This window comes from Frigoribacterium sp. CFBP 8766 (assembly GCF_014841435.1).
GTDB lineage: Bacteria > Actinomycetota > Actinomycetes > Actinomycetales > Microbacteriaceae > Frigoribacterium.
The window spans coordinates 92,360-107,348 of sequence record NZ_JACYTX010000001.1 but is presented as its reverse complement, the minus strand read 5'-3'; the positions used below and the strand labels follow the sequence as shown (position 1 = coordinate 107,348).

At 73.4% G+C, this 14,989-nt stretch carries 10 protein-coding genes and 3 tRNA genes; 6 read left to right on the top strand and 7 right to left on the bottom strand.

Going from position 1 to position 14,989, the window contains the following annotated elements:
• Nucleotides 1-37: 37 nt before the first annotated feature.
• From ftsH to tilS, 3 genes are all read right to left on the bottom strand, one after another.
• A complete protein-coding gene (ftsH, locus tag IFT90_RS00525) occupies nucleotides 38-2,029 on the bottom strand; it encodes an ATP-dependent zinc metalloprotease FtsH (RefSeq protein WP_192040541.1) in 1,992 nt (663 codons plus the stop codon).
• A gap of 236 nt (nucleotides 2,030-2,265) precedes the next feature.
• On the bottom strand, nucleotides 2,266-2,817 hold the full coding sequence (gene hpt, locus IFT90_RS00520) for a hypoxanthine phosphoribosyltransferase (protein WP_123547461.1): 552 nt from the start codon (nucleotides 2,815-2,817) through the stop codon (nucleotides 2,266-2,268).
• Between the two features lie 44 nt (nucleotides 2,818-2,861).
• Nucleotides 2,862-3,854 carry a tRNA lysidine(34) synthetase TilS gene (tilS, locus tag IFT90_RS00515; RefSeq protein WP_192040540.1) on the bottom strand — a complete coding sequence of 331 codons (993 nt, stop codon included), beginning with the start codon at nucleotides 3,852-3,854 and terminating at the stop codon, nucleotides 2,862-2,864.
• A gap of 69 nt (nucleotides 3,855-3,923) precedes the next feature.
• Between tilS and ppa the strand changes: the two genes are divergently transcribed.
• Nucleotides 3,924-4,415, top strand: a complete 492-nt coding sequence (gene ppa, locus IFT90_RS00510; RefSeq protein ID WP_192040539.1) for an inorganic diphosphatase — start codon at nucleotides 3,924-3,926, stop codon at nucleotides 4,413-4,415.
• A 69-nt stretch (nucleotides 4,416-4,484) separates the two neighbouring features.
• Here ppa and IFT90_RS00505 read toward each other — a convergent pair whose 3' ends face one another.
• Nucleotides 4,485-5,777 (bottom strand): peptidoglycan DD-metalloendopeptidase family protein, encoded by a 1,293-nt coding sequence (locus tag IFT90_RS00505; protein WP_192040538.1) that lies wholly within the window; start codon nucleotides 5,775-5,777, stop codon nucleotides 4,485-4,487.
• A 263-nt stretch (nucleotides 5,778-6,040) separates the two neighbouring features.
• Between IFT90_RS00505 and IFT90_RS00500 the strand changes: the two genes are divergently transcribed.
• From IFT90_RS00500 to IFT90_RS00485, 4 genes are all read left to right on the top strand, one after another.
• Nucleotides 6,041-6,113, top strand: a tRNA-Glu gene (locus tag IFT90_RS00500).
• A gap of 102 nt (nucleotides 6,114-6,215) precedes the next feature.
• Nucleotides 6,216-6,292: transfer RNA gene (locus IFT90_RS00495), tRNA-Asp, on the top strand.
• Nucleotides 6,293-6,355: 63 nt separating this feature from the next.
• Nucleotides 6,356-6,428 (top strand) — tRNA-Phe (locus tag IFT90_RS00490).
• Nucleotides 6,429-6,704: 276 nt separating this feature from the next.
• A complete protein-coding gene (locus IFT90_RS00485; protein WP_192040537.1) occupies nucleotides 6,705-8,228 on the top strand; it encodes a glycosyltransferase family 39 protein in 1,524 nt (507 codons plus the stop codon).
• 54 nt (nucleotides 8,229-8,282) lie between these two features.
• Here the strand turns inward: IFT90_RS00485 and rocD are convergent, their stop codons facing one another.
• Nucleotides 8,283-9,530 (bottom strand): ornithine--oxo-acid transaminase, encoded by a 1,248-nt coding sequence (rocD, locus tag IFT90_RS00480; protein ID WP_192040536.1) that lies wholly within the window; start codon nucleotides 9,528-9,530, stop codon nucleotides 8,283-8,285.
• On the bottom strand, nucleotides 9,527-10,318 hold the full coding sequence (ddaH, locus tag IFT90_RS00475) for a dimethylargininase (protein ID WP_123548260.1): 792 nt from the start codon (nucleotides 10,316-10,318) through the stop codon (nucleotides 9,527-9,529). Before ddaH ends, rocD begins: the two co-directional genes overlap by 4 nt.
• Before the next feature lie 188 nt (nucleotides 10,319-10,506).
• Between ddaH and IFT90_RS00470 the strand changes: the two genes are divergently transcribed.
• Entirely contained in the window at nucleotides 10,507-10,944 is a 438-nt protein-coding gene (locus IFT90_RS00470) for an Lrp/AsnC family transcriptional regulator (RefSeq protein ID WP_123547455.1), read from the top strand.
• A 393-nt stretch (nucleotides 10,945-11,337) separates the two neighbouring features.
• Here IFT90_RS00470 and IFT90_RS00465 read toward each other — a convergent pair whose 3' ends face one another.
• Entirely contained in the window at nucleotides 11,338-14,967 is a 3,630-nt protein-coding gene (locus IFT90_RS00465) for a proline dehydrogenase family protein (RefSeq protein WP_192040535.1), read from the bottom strand.
• Nucleotides 14,968-14,989: the final 22 nt, after the last annotated feature.

Sequence of the window (14,989 nt, the reverse complement as noted above, 5' to 3'; positions counted from 1 at the left end):
GGCGGACGCGGTGCGCCGCCCGGATCGGCCTGCGTGCCTAGGCCGTGGCGATGCCGGGGGTGGTGCGCGGCGGGCGCTTCCGCGAGGGCGCCTCCTCGGGCTCGGAGCCCACTCCGCCGTCGACGGCCGCGGCGTCGACCGGTGCCTTGGTCGGCATCGGGATCGCGGGGCGGTCCGACACGGGACGCTTGTCGCTCGAGAGCCACTGCGGACGCTCGGGCAGCTTCTTGACGTCCTTGAAGATCACCGCGAGCTCGTCGTGGTCGAGCGTCTCCTTCTCGAGGAGCTCGGCCGCGAGGTGGTCGAGGATGTCGCGGTTGTCGTTGATGACCGCCCAGGCCTCGTCGTGCGCCTGCTCGAGCAGCACGCGCACCTCGGCGTCGACCGTCTCGGCGATGGTCTCGGAGTAGTCGCGCTGGCCCATGTCGCGGCCCATGAACTGCTCGCCGGAACCCTGGCCGAGCTTGACCGAGCCGACCTTGTTGCTCATTCCGAACTCGGTGACCATCTTGCGGGCGGTGCCGGTGGCCTTCTCGATGTCGTTGGAGGCACCGGTGGTGGGGTCGTGGAACACGAGCTCCTCCGCGACGCGGCCGCCCATGGCGTAGGCCAGCTGGTCGAGCAGCTCGTTGCGGGTGACGGAGTACTTGTCCTCGAGGGGCAGCACCATCGTGTAGCCGAGGGCCCGGCCACGCGGCAGGATCGTGATCTTGGTCACCGGGTCGGTGTGCCGCATCGCCGCCGCCGCGAGCGCGTGGCCGCCCTCGTGGTACGCCGTGATGAGCTTCTCGTGGTCGTTCATGATGCGGCTGCGGCGCTGGGGGCCGGCCATGACACGGTCGACCGCCTCGTCGAGGGCGCGGTTGTCGATCAGCTGCGCGTTCGAGCGAGCCGTCAGCAGGGCCGCCTCGTTGAGCACGTTGGCGAGGTCGGCACCGGTGAAGCCCGGCGTCTTGCGGGCCAGCACCTCGAGGTTGACGGAGGCGGCGAGGGGCTTGCCCTTGCCGTGCACCTCGAGGATCTGGCGGCGACCGTCGAGGCCGGGGGCGTCGACGCCGATCTGGCGGTCGAAGCGGCCCGGACGCAGCAGGGCGGGGTCGAGCACGTCGGGACGGTTCGTCGCAGCGATCAGGATGACGTTGGTCTTGACGTCGAAGCCGTCCATCTCGACCAGCAGCTGGTTGAGGGTCTGCTCGCGCTCGTCGTTGCCGCCGCCGACGCCGGCGCCGCGGTGACGGCCGACGGCGTCGATCTCGTCGACGAAGATGATGGCCGGCGAGTTCTGCTTGGCCTGCTCGAAGAGGTCGCGCACGCGGCTGGCGCCGACGCCGACGAACATCTCGACGAAGTCGGAGCCCGAGATGGAGAAGAAGGGCACGCCTGCCTCGCCGGCGACGGCGCGGGCGAGCAGGGTCTTGCCGGTGCCGGGAGGGCCGTAGAGCAGCACGCCCTTGGGGATGCGGGCGCCCACGGCCTGGAACTTCGCGGGCTCCTTGAGGAACTCCTTGATCTCCTCGAGCTCCTCGATGGCCTCGTCCGCGCCGGCGACGTCGGTGAACATCACCTGCGGCGTCTCCTTCGACGCGAGCTTCGCCTTGGACTTGCCGAACTGCATGACCTTGCTGCCGCCTCCCTGCATGGACGACAGGAGGAACCAGAAGATGACGCCGATGATGAGGAACGGCAGGAGGACGCTGAGCAGCGACACGAACCAGCTGGTCTGCGTGACGGTGTCGTCGAAGTCCTTCAGGTCCGCGTCGTTGATCGCGGTGACGACCTCGTCGCCGCGGGGCGTCGAGTAGTAGAACTGCTGCTGCGCGTCGCCGTCCTTGAGGACGAGGTCGACCCGCTGCTCGTTGCTGAAGATCGTGGCCGACGAGACCTTGTCGTCGTTCAGGGCCTTGAGCCCCTCCTGCGTCGACACCTGGGTCGTGCCGGAGGCGCTGATGACGCTCCAGCCGATGCCGATGCCGATCACCGCGATCACGATGTAGATGATCGGTCCGCGGAACAGTTTCTTGAAGTCCATGTCAGTACGGGCGACGCCCGACACCTTTCTGCAGGAAGAACGTGAGCGAAAGGCTACAACGGGCCGCCTAGGGGCCCCATGGGTGTTCGCTCATAGCGGGCTGCCCGCTCCCGTACTGGGGTGGTGGACGAGCCTCAGCTGTAGACGTGCGCGGTGGAGCTGAGGGGGACGCGCCAGCGTCGCCGCGACCCCAGCGCCGAGGGAGCCTTCGACCGAGGGCCCCGAGCGACCCGGCTTCAGCTGTAGACGTGAGGCGCCAGCACCCCGACCCCGCGCAGGTTGCGGTACTTCTCGGCGAAGTCGAGGCCGTAGCCGACGACGAACTCGTTGGGGATCTCGAAGCCGACGTACTTGACGTCGACGTGCACCTTGGCGGCCTCGGGCTTGCGCAGCAGCGCGAAGATCTCGACGGAGGCGGCACCGCGGCTCTTGAGGTTCTCGAGCAGCCACGAGAGCGTGAGGCCCGAGTCGATGATGTCCTCGACGATGATCACGTCGCGGCCGTGCAGGTCGGTGTCGAGGTCCTTGAGGATGCGGACGACGCCCGACGACTTCGTGCCCGAGCCGTACGACGAGACGGCCATCCAGTCCATCTGCGCGTTCAGCTTGAGCTCGCGCGCGAAGTCGGCCATGACCATGACGGCGCCCTTGAGCACGCCCACCAGCAGCGGCTCGCGCCCGGCGTAGTCGACCTCGACCGCACGGGCGACCTCGGCGATCGCCGCGTGGATCTGCTCCTCGGTGTACAGGACGCTGGTCAGGTCGCTCTCGATGTCGCTGAGTTCCATGGTCGGGCGTTCTCCAGTCGTGAGGGGGAGGGAGGGGCGGAGCCTCAGGAGGCGGCGGTCGCGGCGAAGTGCAGCGCGCCCCCGGTGCGCACAACTGTAACGCCCGGCAGGGACACCGCTCCCTGGCCGTGCCAGTCGGTGACGAGCCGGGCGACCTCGAGGGTCTGCGCGCGGCTCAGCGTCAGCGCGAACTCGCTCTCGACGGCCAGGCGGATCAGCCGCTGCCGCAGCGCCGCGGGGTTCGCGGCCAGCGACCGGACGTCGAGCGAGATGCCGGCCTCGGCGTGGTCGGCCACCTCCTCCGCCTGCTCCTCGGCGAAGTGGTCGAGCGCCTCCGAGTCCTCGCGCAGCTGCGCCGCGGTGCGCACGAGCGCCTCGGCGACGCCGGGCCCCAGCTCGCGCTCGAGCACGGGCAGCACGGTCGTGCGGACGCGCACCCGGGCGTACGCGGGGTCGTCGTTGTGCGGGTCGTCCCACGGCTCGAGGCCGAGATCGGCGCAGGAGGCGCGGGTCGCCTCGCGCCGGACCGCCAGCAGCGGCCGTCGCCACCGCCCGGACGCGGCCTCCATGCCCTGCAGGCTCGTCGGGCCGCTGCCGCGGGCGAGGCCGAGCAGCACAGTCTCGGCCTGGTCGTCGAGGGTGTGCCCGAGCAGCACGGCGACGGCGCCCGTCTCGGCGGCGACCGTCGTGAGCGCGGCGTAGCGGGCCTCGCGGGCGGCGGCCTCGGGGCCGCCCTCGGCGCCGACGTCGACCAGCCGGACGACCACGGGCGCGAGCCCCAGCGCCGAGGCCCGGGCAGCGGCAGCCTCGGCCACCTCGTCCGAGCCCGGCTGCAGGCCGTGGTCGACGACGACCGCACCGGCCGTGAGCCCGGCGCGAGGGGCCTCGAAGGCGGTGGCCGCGGCGAGCGCGAGCGAGTCGGCGCCGCCGCTCAGCGCCACCAGCACCAGGTCGCCGGTCGCGAGGCCTGCGAAGGAGGCGCGGACGGCACGTCGGACGTCGGCGACGGCTGGGGTCAGGCGCGGTCTCTCGGGCATCTTGTAACGTTACCGGCAGCCGCCGACCGGCCTGGTCGGCGTGCCCCCGAGACTGAACCAGGAGCACCCATGGCCGCGTACGACGCCGTGATCGAGATCCCCAAGGGAAGCCGCAACAAGTACGAGGTCGACCACGAGACGGGTCGCGTCTACCTCGACCGCGTGCTCTTCACCGGCTTCGTCTACCCGACCGACTACGGGTTCTTCGAGAACACGCTCGGGCTCGACGGCGACCCCGTCGACGTGCTCGTGCTGCTCGACTACCCGCTGTTCCCGGGGGTGGGCGTCAAGGTCCGTCCCGTCGGCGTCTTCAACATGACCGACGACGGCGGCAGCGACGCCAAGGTCATCGCGGTCCCCGCGAAGGACCCGCGCTGGGAGCACATCCAGGACGTCACCGACGTGCCCGAGTACCTCCGCAAGGAGATCGAGCACTTCTTCGAGCACTACAAGGACCTCGAGCCCGGCAAGTGGGTCAAGACCGAGGGCTGGGGCGACGCCGCCGAGGCCGAGGCCATCGTCGAGGCCGGCATCGTCAAGCTGGCGGCCGAGGGCCACTGACCCGCGCCTCCCGCACACGACGAAGGGCCCGACGCACGAGCGTCGGGCCCTTCGTCGTCGCCCGTCGGGCTAGAGGCGGATGCCCCGCGCCGACATGAACGGGACCGGGTCGGCCGCGACGCCGCCCTGCCGCGTCTCGAAGTGCAGGTGGCAGCCGGTCGAGTTGCCGGTCGAGCCGACGGTGCCGATCCGCTGGCCGACCTCGACGCGCTGGCCGACGGACACCATGATCCCGCCGTTGACCTGGTGGCCGTAGCCGGTGCTGACGCCGCCGCCGTGGTCGACCTGGACGAAGTTGCCGTAGCCGCCCATCCAGCCCGCGTAGCTGACCGTGCCCGCGGTGGCGGCGAAGATCGGCGTCCCGCAGGCGGCGGCCAGGTCGGTGCCGGCGTGCAGCACGTAGGCGTGGGTGACCGGGTTGACGCGCATGCCGAAGCCGCTGACGACGTTGCCGCCGGAGGGGCGGGTCCAGCCCGCGCTCGAGATGACGCCGGCCGGGGTGCCGTTGGTCGGGCTGCCGTACTTGGCCGCCTCGGCTGCCGCAGCGGCCTCGGCCGCCTTGCGCGCCTCCTCGCCGGCCTGGAACTCGGCCTCGGTGGTCTGCAGGTCCTGCTGCAGGATCGCGAGCTGCGCCTCCAGCCGGGTCTTGTTGTCCTCCTGCTCGGCGAGCGCGTCGGCGGCGGCCTGCGCCGCCTCGTTCGCGGCGGCCAGGGCGACCCGGGCCTCGTCGGCGAGCTCCTCGAGGGCGGCGGCCGCGACGGCGGCCTGGTCGCTGAGCGACTGCGCGGTGTTGCGGTCCTGCGTGGCCTGCGAGTAGATGCCGTCGGCCTGCTCGGTGAGCTTGCTCATCGCGCCGAGCTTGTAGAGCAGCTGGCCCGCGTCGCCCGGGTCGGCGATGAGGCTGCTGCTGATGCCGTCGTTGCCGCCGGACCGTCCGAGCTGGGCGGCGAGCTGGCCGGCCCGCTCCTCGCTGGCGGCGGCGACCTTCGCGGCGTCGTCGGCCTGGGCCTGCAGCTGGGCGGTGCGGAACTGCGCGTCGTCGTAGGCGGTCTGCGCCGCCTGGAGCGCGTCGCCCTTCTGCCGGGCGTCCTCGTTCTTCGCGTCGAGATCGGCGTCGAGCTGGGTCAGCAGGCCCTGGAGCGTGTCGATCTCCCCCTGCTTCGCGGCCGTGTCGCCGCGGGCGGCCTGCACGTCGGCCCAGGACGGGTAGTCCGCCGCGTGGGCGGCCTGCGGCGACGCGACGCCCGCGCCGACGAGCAGGGCGACGGCCGCGAGGGCGGCGGCGATGCGCGCGCCGTGCGGGCCGCGGTGGACGGCGAGGGCCGAGGAGGCGCGGTGGCGGAGGGTGCGGCTGGAGGTCATCGAGGTTCCGATTTCGTCGTGCACGAGGTCGAGCTCGCCCGGGAGGCCCGAGCCGTCCGATCGTCCGTCGATCTCGCGACCGACGAACTGTGGAGTACAGGTCGAAGGTAGACGGCCCCGTGCCGACCCGCCAGCAGGTCGCGCCCGGCGGCGAGTCGTGTCGAGCAGCGGCCGCCACGGGGCCCGTCGAGACCGTTTTGCGCGGAGGGTCTCCGATCTGTATGCTTGCTCCTCGGTTGCCTGTGGTTCCTCGTGGACCACTCGGCCCCATCGTTTAGTGGCCTAGGACACCGCCCTTTCACGGCGGCAGCACGGGTTCGAATCCCGTTGGGGTCACGGTCCGACCGAGAAGCTCCGGTTTCTCCTTCTGACCAGGTCCGGGTAACATCAGCATCGCAGCAACATCAGCACGAAGCAGTCACACAGCATCACCAGTTTGGCCCTGTAGCGCAGTTGGTTAGCGCGCCGCCCTGTCACGGCGGAGGTCGCCGGTTCAAGTCCGGTCAGGGTCGCCAAGGCGAGTCACTCGTCTGGAGGGCACGTCCCTCCGAGAGACCAGCTCACGAGCTGGACTCCACGGCTGGGTAGCTCAGTTGGTAGAGCGTTCGACTGAAAATCGAAAGGTCCGCGGATCGACGCCGCGTCCAGCCACATCACGAAGCCCCCGGTGAAGCCGGGGGCTTCTTGCGTCGATCTCCGGTCGTGGACGCCGTCGTGGCCAGCGGTCCCGGACGCCAGGACGATACGCTCGGGACAGATGCTCGACAGCACGCACTCCTCCACCGCACCGACTGACGATCGAGAGGTCCACGGATCGATGCCGTGCCCCGCCACGCTGGCCTCCGCGACAGAGGTCCGCGCACAGGCAGGACCCGTGTCGCCTGACGGCCCGGTGTCGTGGACCGGCCCGGCGTCGACGGGAGCCGCGTGAGCATCGGCCACGACCCGGCCGTCGTCCCCTCGCGCAGCCGCTGGCTCGACCCGCTGCTGGCCGGCGTCGCGGCGCTGGTCGTCGGGTTCGCCGCCGCCTGGGTCCCCTCCTACTGGAGCGACGAGGCCACCACCCTCCAGGCCGCGCGCCTCCCCCTGCCTGCCCTGCTCGCGTTCCTCGACCAGCGCGACCTCGTGCACGGCGCCTACTACGTCTTCATGCACCTCTGGACGGGCCTGCTCGGCGAGAGCACGTTCGTCACCCGGCTGCCGAGCGCGGTCGCGGTCGGCGTCGTCGCGGCCGGAGTGCTCGTGCTCACGCGCATGCTCACCGACCGCCGCACCGCCCTGCTCGCCGCCGGCATCTCGGCGGTGCTGCCCCGCCTCACGCTCGAGGCGACCGAGGCGCGCCCGTACGCGCTCACCGCGGCCGTGGCCGTCTGGCTCACCGTGCTGGTGCTCGTCGCCTCCCGCCGGCACCAGAGGAGGTGGTGGATCGGCTACGGGGCCGCCCTCGCCGGCGCGATAGTCACCTTCGTCCCGCTCGGGCTGATCGTCGTCGTGCACGGGGTGTTCCTCGTCCTCGCGCCGGCCCAGCGCCGTCGTCGGGGAGCCCGCCACCGCCTCCTCGGCTGGTCCATCTCGACCGGCTCGGCCCTGCTCGCCTCGGCGCCGGTGATCGGCACCGTGCTCTCCGAGCGGACCAGGCTGCTGACGGCCGACGACCCGTCGACGGGCTCCGACATCACCTGGTACACCGTGCTCGTCGAGCCGTGGTTCGCGACGTCCGTGACGTGGGCCGCCATCGCCGTCGTGCTGCTGATCCTGCTCGGCACCCGCCTGCGGGACAGGTCGCGCACCCCCGGCAGCGTCGTGCTGCTCGGGGCGCTCTGGGCCGCGATCCCCACGGGCCTCATGCTCGTCCTCGGCGTCGTGCTCTCGCCCGTGTACCAGGCGCGGATCGTGACGTGGTCGTCACCCGGCATGGCCCTGCTGCTCGCCGTCGCGATCACCGGGTTCCGGCGTCGACGGATCAGCATCGCCCTCATCGCGCTGCTCGTCGTGGCCTCCGCCCCGACCTGGGTCGCTCAGCGGCTGCCGGCGGCGAAGGGCGGCGGCGCGGACCTCGCACAGCTCTCGACGTACATCGAGAGCCAGGCCCGACCGGGCGACGCGTTCCTGCTCGACGCCACCGGCACGGTCTCGACGAGGCCGCGCCAGGCCCTCTACGCGTACCCCGACCGGTTCGACGAGCTCGACGACCTGGCCTTCGTCCGCAGCGGCATCCCCGAGGGGCGCTTCACCGACGTCACGCTCGACCTGGAGGACGCCGACGACGCCGTCGTGCTCCGCGAGCGCCTCGACGGCGTCGACCGGCTCTGGATCGCCCGGCTGCAGACCGACGCGCTCGACGACGCCGACCGCCGCACGCTCGGGGGGCTCGGCTTCACGAACGCCCAGGAGCACCGCACGGCCCGCAGCGTCGTCTACCTCTTCGTCACGCCGACCGGCCGCGGCTGAGGCGCCCGCGCGACTGAGGCGCGACGCCGCGGGGCGCGACGCCACGCGGGGCGCTCAGCCCCGGCGCAGGTCGCGCAGCACCGAGCCGAGCGTCGACACGAGCTCGTCGACCTCGTCCTCGGTGATCACGATCGGCGGAGCGAGGCGGATGGTCGAGCCGTGCGTGTCCTTGGCGAGCACCCCGCGGCGCATCAGCTCCTCGCAGACCTCGCGGCCGGTGCCGACGGCCGGGTCGATGTCGATCCCCATCCACAGTCCGGCTCCGCGCACGGTCACGACGCCCGAGCCGACGAGGGCCTCGAGGCCGTCGCGGAGGCGGGTGCCGAGTCGCGTCGCGCGCTCCTGCCACTCGCCGGTCGCGAGCATCCGCACCACGGCGAGGCCGACCGCGGCGGCGAGCGGGTTGCCGCCGAAGGTCGAGCCGTGCTCGCCGGGCCGCAGCACCCCGAGGACGTCACGGTCGCCGACCACGGCGCTGACGGGGACGATGCCGCCGCCGAGTGCCTTGCCCAGCAGGTACAGGTCGGGCACCACGTCGACCAGGTCGCAGCTGACGGTGGCGCCGGTGCGCCCGAGCCCCGACTGGATCTCGTCCGCGATGAACAGCACGTTCCGCTCGCGGGTGATCCGACGCACCTCGGGCAGGTACGACGCGGGCGGCACGACGACGCCGGCCTCGCCCTGGATCGGCTCGATCAGCACGGCGACGGTGTCGTCGTCGATCGCGGCCTCGAGCGCGGCGGAGTCGCCGTACGGCACCGTCACGAAGCCGGGGGTGTACGGACCGAAGTCGGCCCGCGCCTCCTCGTCGTCGGAGAAGCTGATGATGGTCGTCGTGCGCCCGTGGAAGTTGCCCGCCGCCACGACGATCTTCGCGGCCCCGGGCCGGACGCCCTTGACCCGGTAGCCCCAGGCACGGGCGACCTTGATGCCCGACTCGACGGCCTCGGCGCCCGTGTTCATCGGGAGAACCATCTGCTTGCCGAGCAGGGCGGCGAGCTCGGCGGCGAAGGGGCCGAGCTGGTCGTTGTGGAACGCCCGGCTCGTCAGGGTGACGCGGTCGAGCTGCTCCCGCGCCGCCGCGACGAGCGTCGGGTGGCCGTGGCCGAAGTTGACCGCGGAGTACGCCGCCAGGCAGTCGAGGTACCGGCGCCCCTCGACGTCGGTCACCCAGGCGCCCTCGGCCGTCGACACGACGACGGGCAGCGGGTGGTAGTTGTGCGCCAGCGAGGCGTCCTCGACGGCGATCGCCGCGGCGGTGGACGAGGAGGTGCGGGTCGTGTCGGTCGTGTCGGTCGTCATCGTCGCAGCTCCAGGGTGCAGCACTTCACGCCGCCCCCGCCGAGCAGCAGCTCGGACAGGTCGACGCCGATCGGGTTGTAGCCGCGCTCGCGCAGCTGGCGCTCGAAGCCGGTGGCGGCCGCGGCGATCACGACGTTGTAGCCGTCGCTGTACGAGTTGAGCCCGAGGATCGAGGCGTCCTCCTGGCCCACGAGCACGGCGTCCGGGAACCGCTCGCGCAGCACCGCGAGCGACGGCTCGTCGAAGGCGCTCTCGAGGTAGGCGATGTTGTGGACGCCGTCGACGGGCTCGGGGTCGAGCACGGCGATCGCCGTGTCGAGGTGGTAGAAGCTCGGGTCGACCAGGGTGAGGCCGACGACCTCACGGCCGAAGACCCGGGCGACCTCGGCGTGCGAGTCGGACGCGCTGCGGAACCCGGTGCCCGCGAGGACGACGTCGCCGACAAGGAGGAAGTCGCCCTCGCCCTCGTTGACCTCCTCGGGCACGACCACCTCGAAGCCGGCGGCGGCGAACCACTCCATGTAGGCCGGCCCCTCGGGCTGGCGTTCGGGGTAGGTGAAGCTCGCCCCGTAGGCCTTGCCGTCGAGCACGAAGCCTCCGTTGGCCGAGTAGACCATGTCGGGCAGGCCGGGCAGCGGGTCGATCAGCTGCACGTCGAAGCCGAGCCCGAGGTAGGTCTCGTAGAGTGTCTGCCACTGCTCGACGGCGCGCGAGGTGTCGGTCGGCACCTGCGGGTCCATCCACGGGTTGATCCGGTAGCTGACGGTGAAGTGCTCCGGCCGGCACATCAGCACGCTGCGGTGCGACGCGCGTCTGGTCGGCGGCTGCGGGGCCTCGGGAGAGGGCTGGACGGTCTCGGCGGCGATGCTCACGGAGTTCAGTGTCACACCGACAACGCGCACGTTGGCTGCTCTCCACGCAACGATCGTGCGCCTGCGCTACCCCTCGCGCAAGAAAATAGCGTACAGTGCCCGATGTGGACAATCTCGACTACGGCATCATCGACCTGCTGAGGCAGAACGCCCGCGCGGGCTACGGCGACATCGGGTCGTCGGTGGGCCTCAGCGCCTCGGCCGTCAAGCGCCGCGTCGACCGCCTGGTGGCGGACGGCGTCATCAAGGGGTTCACCGTCCAGGTCGACCCGGCCGTCGAGGGCCTCGGCACCGAGGCGTTCGTCGAGCTGTTCTGCCGGGGCACGGTCTCGCCCGCCGAGCTGCAGCGCATCCTCAGCACGGTGCCCGAGGTCGTCGACGCCGGCACCGTCACGGGCAGCGCCGACGCGATCGTGCACATGCGCAGCCGCGACATCCCCTCCCTCGAGGAGGCGCTCGAGCGGGTGCGCAACGCCCCGAACGTCGACCACACGCGCAGCGCCATCGTGCTGTCGAAGCTGATCAGCCGCCGCACCGCCTGAGGCTGCGCCACCTGCCGCCTCCGCCACCGCCACCGCAAATGCCGACCGCGCCGCCCCCGCCCGCCGTCCGCAGCCGCCGCCTCCGCAAATGCCGACTGCGCCGATCCCAATAGTGTGAAATCCGGGTACTGGGGGTGCTCAGCGGGCTCGCTGGTCGGCATTTGCCGAGGCAGGCGGGCGCTGCGGGCAAAGCGAGAGAGATCTGTGGCCGCGAGGCCGATCTGCGAGGCCGATCTGCGGGGCGGGTCGCGCTCGGCGGGGCGGATCACTCTCGAATTACGGGGGTGGTGGGCAGCGGGACGGGACGCGGAGGCGCCGTCCGGGCCCGCAGGCGGCTCAGGCCCGCAACCGGGCAGGCCTGGGGCCTGGCCCGAGGGCCCGGGCCCAGGCCGCTCAGATCCTGAGGTCGCGCAGCTCGGGGTCGACGAGCCCCGACCGGTGAGCCGTGACCGTCACGCTCTGCTCGCGCACGAACGTCAGCAGCTCGACCCGGCCCTCGTCGGTGACGTCGCCGCCGTGCACCACGACGTCGACGCTGCCGCCGACCGCACGGGCCAGGGCCCGGGGGTCGCCCCCGATGAGCCGCACGTGCAGGTCGCGGTACGCGGCGACCGCGGCGTCGTCGGGCGGGGGGACGTCGCCGTCGCCGTCGCCCTCGACCTCGGCGGCCGGGTCGCGCGACCCGGTCGCCCGGGCGAGCAGGCTGAGGTCGTCCAGCTCGTGCGTCGCCTCCCGCGCCTGGAGCAGACCGGCGGAGGCGCGGGCCAGGAAGGCCCGGTCGCTCTCGACCACGACGGCGCCGACCCGCATCGGCGACGCCGGCGAGTGCAGCAGCTGGACCAAGGACGCCGGCACGGGCACGGCCGAGCTGACCGTCACGGGCGCGCGCACCCGGGCCGCCGCGACGAGGAGGCGCACGAGGTCGGACAGGTCGGCGTCGGACGACAGGCGGAGGAGCACGGGCCGCGGCCGGTAGCGCGTCACGTTGCGCTCGACCCGCAGGTCGGAGTCGTCGTGCGCCACGCCGACGTGCGCCTGCCAGGCGCGCTCGTCGCTGACCGCGCCCGACCGGACGCGGTCGAACTGCTCGAACGACAGGGACGACCGGGCCGCCTCGATCACGGGCACGACCACGTCGGGGACCCCGGTGAGGCGCAGCGACGGGTGGGGCTCGCGCGACAGCCGCCACCACGAGCCCTGCGCGAGCAGGCCGTCGGGACCGCCCGGCGCGACCGCGGGGCCCACGACGGAGCGCCCCCACGAGGCGGCCGGCCGACGACGCACGACCATCGGCGACGTGGGTCGCCCGACCACGAGCGTGCCCGCCCGGACGCGTCGCAGCCACGTGTCGACCTCGTCGACGTCGAGGCTGTGCAGGGCGGCCGAGCCACCGGCGCTCAGGCTCTGCTGCAGCTCGATCGCGGAGTCGAGGTCGTCCACCTCGACCAGGCAGAGCACGGGCGCGGCGGCGGCGGCGGTGCGGGCCGCCCCCTCGGGCGTCACGCCGACCTTGACGCCGGGCGACCACAGGCCGCCGTCGTCGTCGAGCTGCCGGGGCTCGACGAGCCAGCTCTCGCCGGGCGCCAGGACCGTGAGCGCCTCGAGAACGGCGCCCTCGGCCGGGTCGATCAGGGGGCCGACCTGCGTCGTCGCGTCGTCGGGCCAGCCGGTCCGCAGGCTCGCCGCCGCGTCGACGAGCTGGCGGCGGAACCGCTCGGCGTGGGCGGCCGAGCCGACGAGCAGTGCGGTGCGTGAAGCCGACGGGGCCTGGCCCGCGAAGCGGAAGGCGCCGGCCACGAGGTCCGCCGCCGCGAGGTCGGCGTCCGCGCTCGGGGTCACGACCGCGACGGCGGCCACGGCCACCTCGGCGACGAGGTCGAGGTCCGGTCGCCACGACCGCAGCTGCCGCGCCTGGTCGAGCGAGCCCGTCAGCCGCACCCGGTCGACGGCTGGGTGGCCCACGAGCCGGCGGCCGGCCTCGGAGTCGAGCTCGAGGTCGACGAGGACGAGCAGCGAGCGCGGCACCCCCGCGCCCCAGAGCACCTCGGCCAGGACGGCGGCGGTGCGGCGCGACTCCCGCACCGGGCAGAGCACGACCGCGCTGCCCGCGGCGAGCGCGGCGAGGACGGGCCCCGCCGCGGACACGAGGGGCGCACGCCACGAGGGGACGACGACCGTCAGGCGAGGAGGCGCGTGCCGGGCACCGAGGAGGCCCGCCTCGCCGCGGGCGAGGCCGGCGTGGTGCCGCGCCGAGTCGACTGCGGCGCTGACCTCGGGGTCGGCGCCGTCGAGCACGGAGCCGGTCTCGCTGACGAGCACCTCGAGCAGGGCGGCCCGCTGACGCGCGACGCCGTCGGCCGCGAGCTCGAGCAGCTCGGCGCGCGTCGCCGGGTCTTCGCGGCCCCAGACCGCACCGGCCTGGGCGGCGTCGGTCACGAGCTCGTCGACGAGGGCCGCGCCGTCGTCGCCGTCGACCTGGGCGGCCTCGATCGCGTCGAGACCGGCGTCCGACCGGCGAGAGGCGGCGAGCACGCGCCGTGCCCACGCGCGGTTGCCCTCGAGCCCGGGATCGGTGTCGGGCTCGTTGCGGAACGAGGACGAGCCGTCGAGGTCGAGGTCGGCCCCGGCGAGGTGAGGGCGGGAGCGGTCCTGACGACGGGCGGGCAGCGGCACGTCGCCGTCGTCCGCGGCCTCCGCCGCCGCGGCGGCGTCGCGGTAGCGCACGGCCTCACGGTCGAAGACCGTCCCCTCGGGGGCGAGGTCGGCCGTCGCGGCGAGGGGCGAGCCCGGCGCGGCGACCTCGGCGAGGCGGCGGACGACGTGGTCGGCCGCGGCCTCGAGGTCGCCGTGCTGCACGATCGGGGCCCGCACGACCAGGTCGCCGACCTCGGCCCGCACCGCCCGGAGGAGCCCCCGAGACGTGCCGAGGGGCATCTCGATCGTGAGGTGCTGGGTCACCTCGCGCCGCTTCGCCAGGGTCCAGGCGTGGGCCACGACGAACGGGTCGTCGGTGACGAGCCCCAGGTGGGCGAACTCGGCCGACACCGGACGGAGGGCGTGGTCGAGCACCCGGAGGAGCGCGGCGTCGGCCTCGGCCCTCGACGTGTGGGTCGCGACCGGCCAGTCGTGCAGCGCGGCGTCGACGGCCTCGAGCGCGACGCCGCCGACGGTCAGCCGGACGCGGATGGGCGCTCCGCCGCGGGCCACGCGTCCGCGGGCCCAGTCGGTCAGCAGCTGCAGGGACGCCAGGGCGTCGGGCACGTCGGCCTGGATCTCGATGCCGGCCTCGAGGTCGGCCAGCTGCGGCTGGTCGAGGAGCCGGGTGAAGACGTCGATGGCGAGGTCGAGGTGCCGGTGCTCGCCGACCTCCAGGTCGATCGTCCTCGGCGGGTCGGACGCGAGCGCCAGCTCGTAGAGCGGGGTGAGCGCCTCGACCGCGGCGGAGGCGCGCTCGTCGGCGCCCCAGGCCGCGCCCGTCCCGACCACGGAGGCGACGGGCACGGAGACGTGGTGCACGTCGTCCCGCTCGAGCAGCGCACGGGTCGCCTCGACCCTGCGGCGGGCGGCAGCCTCGCCGAGAACGGGCTCGCCGAGCAGGGCGAGGTCGAGGCGGGCGCCGTCGGCCGCGGACGCGAGGGCCGGGCCGAGCTTGTCGGGGGCCGCCTCGACGACGAGGTGCTGCACGAGCCGTCGCAGGGCCTTCCGGGCGACGGGCACGACGGTGCGCGGAGCCAGCGGGCCGAAGCCGCCGCCCGCGGCGACGGCGGCCTTGAGCTGCCACGGCAGCGAGGCGGGCATGTCCCGGCTCAGGCGGTCGAGCTGCCGTGCGGCCACCGCAGGGTCCTCAGGACGCACCACGCGGTCCGCGAAGGCCACGGCGAAGGCGAGCCCGTCGGGGTCGCGGAGCAGCGCCGCGAAGCGCTCTGCCGCGGCGTCGCCCGGGACCGAGGACGCGACGACCAGCCACCGTCGCACCGTGTCGACGACCTGGGAGGTGAGATCGGCGGCGCGCACATCGGACATGGGTCGAGGATAGGCCGGACCC

Excerpts from the sequence above, each read along its gene's own strand:
- hpt (WP_123547461.1), bottom strand. The coding sequence starts at position 2,817 with ATGGAACTCAGCGACATCGAGAGCGACCTGACCAGCGTCCTGTACACC.
- ftsH (WP_192040541.1), bottom strand. The coding sequence starts at position 2,029 with ATGGACTTCAAGAAACTGTTCCGCGGACCGATCATCTACATCGTGATC.
- IFT90_RS00465 (WP_192040535.1), bottom strand. The coding sequence starts at position 14,967 with ATGTCCGATGTGCGCGCCGCCGATCTCACCTCCCAGGTCGTCGACACG.
- ppa (WP_192040539.1), top strand. The coding sequence starts at position 3,924 with ATGGCCGCGTACGACGCCGTGATCGAGATCCCCAAGGGAAGCCGCAAC.
- tilS (WP_192040540.1), bottom strand. The coding sequence starts at position 3,854 with ATGCCCGAGAGACCGCGCCTGACCCCAGCCGTCGCCGACGTCCGACGT.
- rocD (WP_192040536.1), bottom strand. The coding sequence starts at position 9,530 with ATGACGACCGACACGACCGACACGACCCGCACCTCCTCGTCCACCGCC.
- IFT90_RS00505 (WP_192040538.1), bottom strand. The coding sequence starts at position 5,777 with ATGACCTCCAGCCGCACCCTCCGCCACCGCGCCTCCTCGGCCCTCGCC.
- ddaH (WP_123548260.1), bottom strand. The coding sequence starts at position 10,318 with ATGTGCCGGCCGGAGCACTTCACCGTCAGCTACCGGATCAACCCGTGG.